This is a genomic window from Streptomyces thermospinosisporus (assembly GCF_039526425.1).
Classification (GTDB): Bacteria; Actinomycetota; Actinomycetes; order Streptomycetales; family Streptomycetaceae; genus Streptomyces; species Streptomyces thermocarboxydovorans.
This window is the reverse complement of record NZ_BAAAIZ010000009.1, coordinates 168,177-179,776: the sequence shown is the minus strand read 5'-3', so window position 1 is coordinate 179,776 and position 11,600 is coordinate 168,177. Positions and strand designations below refer to the sequence as shown.

12 protein-coding genes are annotated in these 11,600 nt (G+C 73.0%); 7 read left to right on the top strand and 5 right to left on the bottom strand.

Annotation, left to right across the window (positions count from 1 at the left end):
* The first annotated feature begins 199 nt into the window (after positions 1-199).
* The 3 genes from ABD207_RS04845 to ABD207_RS04835 all read left to right on the top strand — a co-directional run bounded on the left by ABD207_RS04845 (position 200) and on the right by ABD207_RS04835 (position 2,393).
* Positions 200-823 carry a hypothetical protein gene (locus ABD207_RS04845; protein ID WP_344010280.1) on the top strand — a complete coding sequence of 208 codons (624 nt, stop codon included), beginning with the start codon at positions 200-202 and terminating at the stop codon, positions 821-823.
* A gap of 222 nt (positions 824-1,045) precedes the next feature.
* Positions 1,046-1,555, top strand: coding sequence for a SpoIIE family protein phosphatase (locus tag ABD207_RS04840; RefSeq protein WP_344010279.1), 510 nt, complete (start codon positions 1,046-1,048; stop codon positions 1,553-1,555).
* A 145-nt stretch (positions 1,556-1,700) separates the two neighbouring features.
* Positions 1,701-2,393 (top strand): response regulator, encoded by a 693-nt coding sequence (locus tag ABD207_RS04835; protein ID WP_344005213.1) that lies wholly within the window; start codon positions 1,701-1,703, stop codon positions 2,391-2,393.
* A gap of 195 nt (positions 2,394-2,588) precedes the next feature.
* On the opposite strand, the gene ABD207_RS04830 is transcribed toward ABD207_RS04835, so the two are convergent.
* The 3 genes from ABD207_RS04830 to ABD207_RS04820 all read right to left on the bottom strand — a co-directional run bounded on the left by ABD207_RS04830 (position 2,589) and on the right by ABD207_RS04820 (position 5,791).
* Positions 2,589-3,011 carry a pyridoxamine 5'-phosphate oxidase family protein gene (locus ABD207_RS04830; RefSeq protein ID WP_344010278.1) on the bottom strand — a complete coding sequence of 141 codons (423 nt, stop codon included), beginning with the start codon at positions 3,009-3,011 and terminating at the stop codon, positions 2,589-2,591.
* A gap of 125 nt (positions 3,012-3,136) precedes the next feature.
* Positions 3,137-4,876 (bottom strand): sensor histidine kinase, encoded by a 1,740-nt coding sequence (locus ABD207_RS04825; RefSeq protein ID WP_344010277.1) that lies wholly within the window; start codon positions 4,874-4,876, stop codon positions 3,137-3,139.
* 141 nt (positions 4,877-5,017) lie between these two features.
* Entirely contained in the window at positions 5,018-5,791 is a 774-nt protein-coding gene (locus tag ABD207_RS04820; protein ID WP_344010276.1) for a sulfite exporter TauE/SafE family protein, read from the bottom strand.
* A gap of 208 nt (positions 5,792-5,999) precedes the next feature.
* Between ABD207_RS04820 and ABD207_RS04815 the strand changes: the two genes are divergently transcribed.
* From ABD207_RS04815 to ABD207_RS04800, 4 genes are all read left to right on the top strand, one after another.
* Positions 6,000-6,779 (top strand): helix-turn-helix transcriptional regulator, encoded by a 780-nt coding sequence (locus ABD207_RS04815; RefSeq protein WP_344010275.1) that lies wholly within the window; start codon positions 6,000-6,002, stop codon positions 6,777-6,779.
* Positions 6,776-7,753, top strand: coding sequence for a pyridoxal-phosphate dependent enzyme (locus ABD207_RS04810; protein ID WP_344010274.1), 978 nt, complete (start codon positions 6,776-6,778; stop codon positions 7,751-7,753). The genes ABD207_RS04815 and ABD207_RS04810 overlap by 4 nt, the downstream gene beginning before the upstream one ends.
* 137 nt (positions 7,754-7,890) lie before the next feature.
* Positions 7,891-8,250, top strand: a complete 360-nt coding sequence (locus ABD207_RS04805) for a cupin domain-containing protein (RefSeq protein ID WP_344010273.1) — start codon at positions 7,891-7,893, stop codon at positions 8,248-8,250.
* Positions 8,251-8,487: 237 nt separating this feature from the next.
* On the top strand, positions 8,488-9,333 hold the full coding sequence (locus tag ABD207_RS04800) for a class I SAM-dependent methyltransferase (protein ID WP_344010272.1): 846 nt from the start codon (positions 8,488-8,490) through the stop codon (positions 9,331-9,333).
* A 38-nt stretch (positions 9,334-9,371) separates the two neighbouring features.
* Here ABD207_RS04800 and ABD207_RS04795 read toward each other — a convergent pair whose 3' ends face one another.
* Together ABD207_RS04795 and ABD207_RS04790 are read right to left on the bottom strand one after the other, a co-directional pair.
* Positions 9,372-10,730 carry a vWA domain-containing protein gene (locus ABD207_RS04795; RefSeq protein WP_344010271.1) on the bottom strand — a complete coding sequence of 453 codons (1,359 nt, stop codon included), beginning with the start codon at positions 10,728-10,730 and terminating at the stop codon, positions 9,372-9,374.
* The gene (locus tag ABD207_RS04790) at positions 10,727-11,584 is read right to left on the bottom strand and encodes an AAA family ATPase (RefSeq protein WP_344010270.1); all 858 of its coding nucleotides are present in this window, start codon (positions 11,582-11,584) and stop codon (positions 10,727-10,729) included. The genes ABD207_RS04795 and ABD207_RS04790 overlap by 4 nt, the downstream gene beginning before the upstream one ends.
* Positions 11,585-11,600 lie beyond the last annotated feature (16 nt).

Here is an 11,600-nt window from a genome sequence, read left to right as displayed (position 1 = left end):
AACAACCGGCGAGCCGCTGGGAGCCTCACCGACGCCTGCGGCCCTCGGCACACGGCCCGTCAGATGCCGCCCGTATCCGGGACGTTCGGCCCGTTCTCAGGGCCTTGCAGCCTCTCCGGTTCGTTTGGGTGGCACGGGACAGTGAAGGTGCAATGAAGCCGTTGAGATCCCGCTTCACCGTGCGAAAGAGGTGAGCGCCATGGCAGTTCACGAGCACCCGCACCGACGTCCCGCCTTCCGCTTCCCGTCGCTGCGCCGGGGCGCGGCGGACCGGGCGTCCGCCGAGCCGGCGACCGCGGAGGCCACCGCTGCCGGCGCGTACGCGATGGCCGGGTTGCGCCTGCTGACCGGGTTCGTCTTCCTGTGGGCGTTCCTGGACAAGACGTTCGGCCTCGGCTATGCGACCCCCTCCGGGAAGGGCTGGATCGACGGGGGCTCTCCCACCGAGGGCTTCCTCAGCGGTGTCGCCGTCGGACCGATGGAGTCCGTCTTCCACGACTGGGCCGGGGCCGCCTGGGCCGACTGGCTGTTCATGCTGGGTTTGCTCGGCATCGGAGTCGCCCTGCTCGCGGGGATCGGCCTGCGGATCGCCGCGGTCGCCGGGACCGTGATGATGGCGCTGATGTGGATCGCGGAGTGGCCACCGGCCAGGCACCTGTCGGACGGCTCGCCGAGCATGTCGACCAATCCGTTCGCCGACTACCACCTCGTCTACGCCGTCGTCCTCATCGCCCTCGCCGCGACGGGGGCCGGCGCCACTTGGGGACTCGGCAAGGCGTGGGCGCGGCTGCCCTTCGTCAGCCGCCACCGCTGGCTCCTGTGAGGGCCCGCCCGCCGCGGGCCCGCCGTATGGGGGCATCCCCGGTCGTCCGGGGATGCCCCCTCGTGTGCGCCGCGCGGGTGGCCCGGACCGGGCGGGCGGTGCCGCCGGACGTGCGGGGATGCGGCGGCCGGGTCACGATGTGACGAAGGTGGCGGCACCGCGCGTCGCGGGGCGGTACCGCGCGACGCCCCGGCCGCACGGCACACCGAGGAGAAGCACGTCGTGGTGGACCCGGACGAGGAGTCGGCCAGGGCGCAGCGGCGTATGGAGCGCCTGCTCGACGCGGTCCTGGCGGTCAGCCGCGAACTGGAGCTGCCGGTCGTGCTGCGGCGCATCGTCAGCACCGCCATGGAGCTGGTCGACGCCCGCTACGGCGCCCTGGGCGTGCTCGTCCACCGCCGGCATCTGCCGCCCCTCGTCGTCACGGCCGACGGACACGCGAGCTACCTGGAGGCCGAACCCGGTCTGCCGCTCGGCGTGGACGAGTCGCAGCCCCGCCCCGACCACACCCGTGCGCTGAAGCCGGGGACACGGTCCTGCTGTACACCGACGGTCTGGTCGAGCACCCCCGCCGCCCGCTGGGCGCCTGCCTGGACGAACTCGCCGCCGAGGCCGCCGCGCACAGCGCCCTGCCCCCTGAAGGACCTGTGCCGCCTGCCGGCCGACCGGCACCCCGGATCCGGGCTCGACGACCTCGCGCTCCTGGCGATCCGGCCGCCGTCCCTGCCCTGAGCCGGCACCCCGGCGCACGACGTGGCGGCGGGGTAGGGCCGACCGGCCCTGGCCCTGCGGTCCCGGATGGCGCAGGATCGGCGAAGGACGGACAGTTGCGTCGCGCGGTGCGAAAAGGCGCGCGATGCGGAAAGAGGAGCGATTCATGGCGGACGGCGCGCAGCCGGGCGACGGCGGCCCGATCAGGGTCTTCCTGCTGGACGACCACGAGGTGGTACGGCGCGGGGTGCACGACCTGCTGGACGACGAACCGGACATCACCGTCGTCGGCGAGGCCGGCACGGCCGAGCAGGCCCTGGTCCGCGTGCCCGCGCTGCGTCCGCAGGTGGCCGTGCTGGACGTACGGCTCCCGGACGGCGACGGCGTGAGCGTCTGCCGTGAGTTGCGGTCGCGGATGCCGGAGCTGGCCTGTCTGATGCTCACCTCGTTCGACGACGAGGAGGCCCTGCTCGACTCGATCATGGCCGGGGCCGCCGGATACGTACTGAAGCAGATCAAGGGCTCGGACCTGGTGTCGGCGGTCCGCACGGTCGCCTCCGGCCAGTCGCTGCTCGACCCCAGCGTCACGGCCCGGGTGATGGACCGGCTCCGCCAGGAGCGGGAGCCGTCCCCGGAGGAGGAGGCGCTGCCGGGCCTGACCGAGCGGGAGAGGGAGATCCTGGCCCTCATCGGCGAGGGCCTGACCAACCGGCAGATCGGCCAGCGTCTCTACCTCGCCGAGAAGACGGTGAAGAACCACATCTCCCGGCTGCTGGCCAAGCTGGGCGTGGAACGGCGCATCCAGGCGGCGGTCATCGCCACCCAGGCCCAGGACCGGCTCAAGCACGAAGGGCACTGAGGGAACGGTCGAAGCACCAGGGCCGGCCGGGATCACCAGGGACAGCAGGAACCACCAGGGGCAGCAGGAACCACCAGGCCGGCCGGGATCACCAGGGCCGGCCGGGACCACCAGGGACAGCAGGGGCCAACAGGGACAGCAGGGGCAGCAGGCTGGACCAGGTGCAGACGACCGCGGCGCCCGGGACCGGGAGACTCACCCGTTCCCGGGCGTCCCCTTGAGCTCGCGGCCGGTGACCAGCTCGGCCTCGATCCGCACGATCACCGATTCCTGCAAGGGCATCCAGGAGGTGGGGGCGGCCTGAGACAGCCGTTCCAGCTCGGCGGGGTCCCTGACCACCCTGGCGGGCCCGGTGACGATCACGCTCCAGCCGGATCGGGTCGCCGCGTCGTACTCGTCCGCCTCGAAGGCCACGACGAAGCCGTCCACCGCGCGCACCAGCTCGGAGTCCGGCGAGGTGCGCAGCAGGACGCTGGCGTCCGCGTCCAGGGAGAAGTTGATGGGCAGCACCGCCGGCAGGGCGTGCCGGGTGTAGACCACGCGACCGACCGGCACCTTGGCGAGCAGCCGAAGGCACTCCTGCCGGTCGAGTGCGCGGAAAGCGTCCTGGTGGTCCATTGCTTCATGTTCTCCGCCGTCGCCGCGGGCGGATAGGGCCGACCGGCCCCACCTGGGCGACTGTCCTCGATTCACAGGGAAGGATCACCGCCAGGGCCGTCCGGGACAAGGCGTCGGCACCGTGCTCATGCGCCGGCCTCCGCGGGCAGCGGCACCGTCCACTCCACGACCGTGCCGGTCGGCTCGTTCGGGCTGACGGTGAGGCCGCCGCCCAGGTCGGTGGCGCGGCGACGGCAGTTGTCCAGGCCGCTGCGGCGGGTCACGGCCGGGTCGATGCCGCGGCCGTTGTCCGCCACGCGCAGCCGCAGCCGGGCGCCGTCGGCCTCGGCGGTGACCTCGACCGCGGAGGCCTTCGCGTGCCGGGCCACGTTCGACAGCGTCTCGCGGAGCACCGCCAGCAGGTGCTCGGCGTGTCCCACGGGCACGCCGGTGTCCAGCAGACCGGTCATGCGCAGGGCGGGGCTGAAGCCCAGCACCTCGGCTGCCCGATCGGTCTCGGCCAGCAGCTGCGCCCGCAGTTTCGGCCGCCCCCCGGAGCGGTCGTGCTCCCGCAGGGCGTAGATGGTGGTCCGCACCGTCTTGACGGTGTCGTCGAGGTCGTCGATCACCCGCTGGACCCGCTTGGCCACGTCGGGGCGGTCGTCCAGCCGGGCCAGCACGGAGTTCAGGGTCAGACCGGAGGCGAACAGGCGCTGGATGGCCAGGTCGTGCAGATCGCGGGCGATGCGGTCGCGGTCGGTCAGCACCATCAGCTGCTCTGCCTCCCGGCGGTGCTCGGCGATCTCCAGCGCGAGCGCGGCCTGGTCGGCGAAGCCGCCGATCATCGTCATGGTGGCCTCGGAGAAGGTCTCGCCGCCCGGCATGTTGGCGACCTGCAGCACACCGCGGACGTGCTCGCGGCCGCTCAGCGGCAGCAGGAACCCCGGGCCCAGCCGCACCCGGCTGGCGGAGCCGCTGCCCTCCTGGGGCTCCTCGGAGAGCGCGCTGCTGGTGATCCGTTCACCGGTCCGGTGGACCTTCACCGCCAGCGACGTCTCCGGCAGCAGCAGTCCGCGCACCTCCTCGGCGCCCTCGCCCTCGGCCGCCTCGATCACCAGTTCCCTGCCCTCGGCGAGGGGCACGGCCACCGTCACCAGATCCGCCCCGGCCAGCGCCCGTACCGTCCCCGCCACCTGGTGCAGCACGTCGTCGGGTTCGGTCCCGGACAGCAGGCTGCGCGTCAGCTCGCTGCTGGCGGCCTGCCACTGCTCACGGCGGCGCGTGTCCTCGTAGAGCCGGGCGTTGTCGATGGCGACACCGGCCGCGGCGGCCAGGGCGCGCAGCACGGCCTCGTCCTCGTCGTCGAACTCGCCCCCGTTGCGCTTGTCGGTCAGGTACAGGTTGCCGAAGACGCGGCCGCGCACCCGGATCGGGGCGCCGAGGAACGTGGTCATGGGCGGATGCCCCTCGGGGAAGCCCACCGACTCCGGGTGCCCGGTGAGGTCGGCCAGGCGCAGCGGCTCCGGCTCCCGGATCAGCAGCCCCAGGATGCCGCGCCCCTCCGGGTAGTGGCCGATCCGCTCGATGGTCTCCTCGTCCACGCCGACGGTGATGAACTGGGCGATCCTGCCCTCCTCGCCGAGCACGCCCAGCGCCCCGTACTCGGCGTCGACCAGGGTGACGGCGGACTCGGCGATGCGGCGCAGCACCACGCCCAGATCGAGATCGGAACCGATCGACAGCACCGCGTCCAGCAGGGTGTGCACCCGGTCACGGGTGGCCCGCACCTGCGCCACCTGCGCCTGCAGGCCCTCCAGCAGCTCGTCAAGCCGCAGGTGAGGGGCCCCCGGGCCGCGCCCGTGCCGCTCGACCGGACTGTCCACCATTCCCGCTCCCTCCGGTGGGGGTACCGCAAGGCTTCTCACCAGCATGCCCAACGGCCCCGCCGGCGCGCGAACGCTTGCACAAGTACGCGCCATCCCTGTGCCGTCCGGACATTGATCGTATGACCCCCGCCCGGCGCCGGATCAGCGGAGCAGCAGCTGGACGATGGCGACCGAGCCGACGGCGACGATGAAGACGCGCAGCGCGAAGGGAGGCAGCCGCCGCCCCACCTTCGCGCCGATCTGGCCGCCCAGCGCCGAACCGACGGCGATCAGCAGCACGGCGGACCAGTCGAAATCGGCGACGAACAGGAAGAACAGCGCCGCGATGGTGTTGACGACCGCGGCGAGGACGTTCTTCACCGCGTTCAGGCGCTGCAGGGTGTCGTCGAGCAGCATCCCCATCAGGGACAGGTAGATGATCCCCTGTGCCGCGGTGAAGTAGCCGCCGTAGACGCTGGCGAGCAGCAGGGAGCCGAAGAGGACGGGGCCGCCGTGGGAGCCGACGGAGGTGCCGTTGCGCTCCCGGCGGCGCTGCACGGCCGCCGAGAGGCGGGGCTGGAAGATCACGAGCACCAGGGCGAGAGCGACCAGGACGGGCACGATCGTCTCGAAGGCGGTCTCGGGCAGCATCAGCAGCAGGACCGCACCCGCCAGACCCCCGATCGCGGAGGCCAGACCGAGTCTCAGCACCAGACCGCGCTGCCCCTTCAGCTCCGCCCGGTAGCCGATGGCGCCGCTGACCGACCCGGGGATCAGGCCGAGGGCGTTGGACACCGTGGCGGTCACCGGCGGCAGCCCGGTGGCGAGCAGCACCGGGAACGTGATCAGGGTGCCCGAGCCGACGATCGTGTTGATGGTGCCGGCTCCGATTCCGGCAGCGAAGACCGCCAGAGCCTCCCAGATGGACAAAGCCATCTCCTTTGCGTCGCGGGTACGCCTCCCCGCCCTGCAGGTCGAGGGGCCGGCTCCGATCATCCATGAGGGGCTGACGGGGCGAGCGCCGGGGGGTCCGGCGGTCGGCCTCGACACGTTTTGCCCGGTGGACGGACTGTACTCATCATCCAGACCTTGGACGTATAGTCCAGGTGTCGTTTCCGGGAACCGCGTGGACGGGGGAGTGGGCATGGCGGCCGATGAGGCGCGGCTCGGCGCCGAGCGTGACGCGATCCTGGCGGCGCTGCGGCCGGTCGTCGACGGGCTGGCGGCCACCTTCGGACCCGTCTGCGAGGTGGTGCTGCACGACTACCGGCGCCCGGAGGCGTCCGTGATCGCCGTGGCGGGATCGGTGACCGGCCGGTCCGTCGGCGGAGCGATGAGCGAGATCGGCATGCGGATGCTCGCCCGCGGCGACGAGGCGCGGAGCGAGCTCAACCAGCTCACCCGCACCCGCACCGGGACGCTGGTGAAGTCCTCCACCATGCCGCTGCGCGACTCCACCGGCGCGGTCTTCGGCGCCCTGTGCGTCAATGTCGACGCCACCGCCGTCGGGCAGGCGCACGCCCTGCTCGGCGCGCTCGCCGGCCTCGGCACCGGCCCCGCCGCGGATCCCCCGACCACCACTTTCGGCAACGACATCGGCTCGGTGGTGGACGCCGTCATGGACGCCCACCCGCTGCGCCGGCACCGCGGCTGGGCACAGCTCGACCGCGCCGAACGGCTGCGGCTCTTCCGCGACCTGGACGCGAGCGGTGTGTTCGCCGTCCGGCGCTCGGTCGAGCAGGTGGCGTCCCGGCTCGGCATCTCCCGCGCCTCCGCCTACAGCTACCTCTCCCAGGCACGGAACGGGGACCAGGCGGAGAACGGACCCGACCACCCGCATTCCCCGGCCGCGCCCGGCACTCGGCCAGGGCCCGACCCGCAAAGCACATCCACCGACCCCACCCCATCCGGAGGCCCCGCATGACGACCACCAGCCCGCCGGTGACCCTGGACGACGTCCGCTCCGCCGCCGAGCGCCTGACGGGCGTCGCCCACCGCACCCCGGTGCTGCGTTCCCGCACGCTGGACGAGTGCGCCGGCGCCGAGATCCACCTCAAGTGCGAGAACTTCCAGCGCGTCGGTGCGTTCAAGTTCCGCGGCGCCTACAACGCGGCCTCCCGGCTCACCCCCGAGCAGCTGTCCCGGGGCATCGCCGCCTACTCCTCCGGCAACCACGCCCAGGCGGTCGCGCTCGCCGCCCGGGAGCTCGGCACCCACGCCGTCATCGTCATGCCCGAGGACGCGCCGCCGTCCAAGCGGGCGGCCACCGAGGGGTACGGAGCGGAGATCGTCACCTACGACCGCTACACCGGAGACCGGGTGGCCGTCGCCGAGGCCCTCGCCGCCGAACGGGGCCTGACTCTGATCCCGCCCTACGAGCATCCGCACGTGATGGCCGGGCAGGGCACTGCCGCCCTGGAACTGCTGGAGGAGGCGGGCGAGTTGGACCTGCTGCTCGCCCCGGTCGGCGGCGGGGGCCTGATCGCCGGCTGCGCCACCGCCGTCAAGGGGCTCCGGCCCGCTGCGCGCGTGGTCGGGGTCGAGCCGGAGGCCGGCGACGACACCAAGCGGTCCCTGGAGGCCGGACACCGGGTGAGCATCCCCGTCCCGCACACCATCGCCGACGGGCAGGCCCTGCACACTCCCGGAGAGCTGACCTTCTCCGTCAACCGGCGGCTGCTGGACGGGGTCGTCACGGTCGGCGAGGACGAGATCAGGGACGCCATGCGCTTCGCCTTCGAGCGCCTGAAGATCGTCCTGGAGCCGAGCGGGGCCACCCCGCTGGCGGCGCTGCTCACCGGCCGGGCGGGCACGCTGCCCGGCCGGGTCGGGGTGATCCTCTCCGGCGGGAACATCGACGCGGAGCGCTTCGCCAGGCTCTGCGGACCCGGCGCCTGACGCTCCCCGAGCGGGCCCGTCACCCGAATGGCGCCGCCGAGTTGCCGGACGGACGATGGAGTGGCGGGCCCAGGCCCGTGCGCGGTCACCAGGGCCGTCCGACGCGGTCACCAGGGCCGTCGGAAGGGAGAAGGGCCATGCTGGAGGTCAAGACGCTGGACAAGCCGGACGAGCGGCGCGACTTCCCGAGGGGACACCTCGAGGCGGTGCACCTGACGGGGCTGGACTTCGCGGTGGCCACGTTCGAACCGGGATGGCGCTGGACGGAGTCCGTCGGCCCCATCGCCGGGACCGAGCTGTGCGAGATCCACCACAACGGCTATGTCGTCCAGGGCCGGATGCACATCAAGATGAACGACGGTGCCGAGAGCGAAGTGGGCCCCGGGGACGTCTTCGTCTGCCCGCCGGGCCACGACGCCTGGGTCGTCGGCGACGAGCAGGTCGTGGTGTACGACTTCGCGGGCGCCATGGCGCAGGAGTACGCGAAGAAGCAGTAGCAGAAGAAGCAATAGCAAGGGACAGCAAGGAAGAGCAGAGAAGAAGCCGGAAGAACCCGGAAGAACCGGGAAGGGATCAGGAATGAATCAGCAAGGAGGAGTGGAAGCAGAACTTCCGCAGTACAAAAGACCCGTAGGTCCGACAGACAGGACCGAGCGACCGTCAGCAGCGGCAGCTGTGCGCAGGGCCGGCCCGCGCGCCGGCGAGGCCGTGCCGTGAACCGTCGAGGAGCGCTCATGGGCAACGGAAGTGACACGGCCGCCGCCGACCGGGCCCTGAAGGACAAGCACCGCGCGATGTGGGCCCAGGGCGACTACCCGACCGTGGCCGCCGAGATGATTCCCCATCTCGGGGAGATCCTGGTCCGGGCGGCCGGGGTGAGCCCGGGGGACCGGGTGCTGGACGTGGCGGCCGGTTCCGGGAACGCCGCCATCCCCGCGGCGCTCGCCGGGGCGGACGTGGTCGCCTCCGACCTGACCCCCGAACTGCTGGAGACGGGGCGGCGGCTGGCCGAGCAGCAGGGCGCGGAACTCCGCTGGCAGGAGGCCGACGCCGAGGCCCTGCCCTTCGACGACGCCTCCTTCGACGTCGTGCTCTCCTGCGTCGGCGTCATGTTCGCCCCGCACCACCACAAGGCCGCCGACGAGTTGCTGCGGGTCTGCCGCCCCGGCGGCACCGTGGCGCTGCTGAGCTGGACGCCGGAGGGCTTCCTCGGCCGCATGCTCACCGCGATGAAGCCCTACGCCCCGCCGCCCCCGCCGGGTGCGCAGCCGCCGCCGCTGTGGGGCGACGAGAGCCATGTGCGCGCGCTGTTCGGCGACCGGATCACCGATGTGACGGCTCAGCGGCGCATGGTCACGGTGGACCGCTTCGCCTCGCCCGAGGAGTGGCGGGACTACTTCAAAGAGCGCTACGGCCCGACGATCACCGTCTACCAGGCGATCGGCGACGACACCGAGCGAGCCGCCGCCCTGGACCGGGAACTGGCGGAGCTGGCCCGGCGCCACGACCGGGGGCCGGGCGCGGACGGCACGGTGATGGACTGGGAGTACCTGCTGTTCACCGCCCGCCGCGCCACCTGACCCCGGCCCCGTACCCCGTTCGGGCAGGTGCCCGGTCCTCACACCGGCAGCAGCCGTCCCACGAGCGCGCTCAACTGCCGTACGTTGCGGCACTCGTGCATCTCGACCAGCTCGGCGTACTCGAGCGCCGCCGAGTCGCCGGTGCCCCAGCGGGAGCGCTGCTCGGGGTTGAGCCAGTACACCCGCCGGGCGCGGGCGGCGATCTCGTGCAGCGCGGGGAGGTTCGGGTCGCCCATGTTGTTGCGGGCGTCGCCGAGCACGAACACCGTGGTACGCGGGCCCACGGCGTCCGCGTACCGCTCGGTGAACTCGCCCAGCGCGGCGCCGTAGTCGCTGCTGCCGTGCCAGGAGGTGAGCACGGCCTCGCCCCTGATGCGGGCGCCGAGCCCCTCCGGGTCGGCGGCACCGTGCACCAGCAGGCCCGTGACCTCGTCGACACGGTTGACGAAGGCGAACACCCGCACCTTGCTGAACTGGTCGTGCAGCGCCTGCACCAGCAGCATGGTGAAGTCCGAGAAGCCCGACACCGAGCCGGACACGTCGCACAGCAGCACCAGCTCCGGCCGCGCGGGACGGCGCCGGCGCAGCACCGGACGCATCGGCACCCCGCCCGTGGACAGCGAGGCGCGCAGGGTGCGCCGCAGATCGATGCTGCCGCGCGCCGCCCGGCGCCGGCGGGCGGCCAGCCGGGTCGCCAGCTTGCGCGCCAGCGGCTGCACCGTCCGGCGCAGTTCGGCCAGCCGGTCCTTCCCCGCGAACAGGAAGTCCACGCGGTCCGCCGTCGGGGCCACCGCCCGCCGGGCGATCTCGTCCCGGCCCCGCCGCTCGGCCACCCGGCGCCGGGCCTCCGCGGTCACCATCCGCCGGAACTCCTCGATGCGCCGCCGGATCTCGTCCTCCAGCAGCCGGTCGCCGAACCCGGTCGAGCCGCCCCGCGACCGCACCTCGTCCCGCACCCGTGCCAGCAGGGTCTGCGGGCGCAGCCGGTCCAGCGTCTGGAACGAGGACCAGCCGTCCGAGGCGGGTGAACCGCCATAGCCGCCGAAGCCGTCGACGGCCTCGATCGCCAGCCGGCGCATCAGAGCGGTGTCGTCGTCGGCGAGCGCTGCGGCCAGGCGGTCGCGCAGGTCCTCCCGGCCGGCGGGCTCGAGGTCGGGCGCGCCGACGCCGCTCGGGAAGTACAGGTCGAAGACCGCGTCGAACACCGGCCGCGCGCCGGCCGCGTGCAGCAGGGTCGCCGCAAGACCCTCGCGCAGCAGCTCGCGGTCGGCGAGGCCGAGCGCCCGGACCGCCTGCGCCGCGTCCACCGTCTCACCGGTGCCGATGCGCAGGCCGTGCGCGCGCAGCGCGCCGACCAGCCCGGTCAGGCGGGAGGCGAGATCCGCGGAGGTGGTCACACCGCGTCCAGGTCGAGCTTGGCCTGCGCCTTCAGCACGTCGTCCTGGTGCTTGAGGATCACACCCAGGCTGTCGCGCACCACCGTCTCGTCGAGGGTGTCGGCGCCGAGGGCCAGCAGGGTGCGGGCCCAGTCGATGGTCTCGGCGACCGACGGCACCTTCCGCAGGTCCATCGCGCGCAGCGCGCCCACCACCCGGACCACGGACTCGGCGAGCGCCGCGTCGATCCCCGGCACCTTCAGGCGCACGATCCGCCGCTCCGACTCGGCGTCGGGGAAGCCGATATGCAGGAACAGGCAGCGGCGGCGCAGCGCCTCGGACAGCTCGCGGGTGGCGTTGGAGGTGAGGACGACGAAGGGGCGGCGGGTCGCCGTCACGGTGCCCAGCTCCGGGACGGTGACCTGGAAGTCGCTGAGCACCTCAAGCAGCAGCGCCTCGACCTCGACGTCCGCCTTGTCCATCTCGTCGATCAGCAGGACCTTCGCCTCGTCGCCGCGGATGGCGGTCAGCAGCGGGCGGGGGAGCAGGAACTCCTCGCTGAAGATGTCCGTGCGGGTCTCGTCCCAGCTCTCGTCCCGGCCGGCGCTGATGCGCAGCAGTTGCTTGGCGTGGTTCCACTCGTACAGCGCGCGGGACTCGTCGACGCCCTCGTAGCACTGCAGCCGCACCAGCCGGGCCCCGGCGACCTGGGCGACCGCCTTGGCCAGCTCGGTCTTGCCGACCCCGGCGGGCCCCTCCACCAGCAGCGGCTTGCCGAGCCGGTCGGCGAGGAAGACGGTGGTGGCGACCGCGGGGGAGGCCAGATAGCCGGCCTCGGCGAGGCGCGCGGAGACATCGTCGACGGAAGTGAACATGGCGCTATCCAAGCGC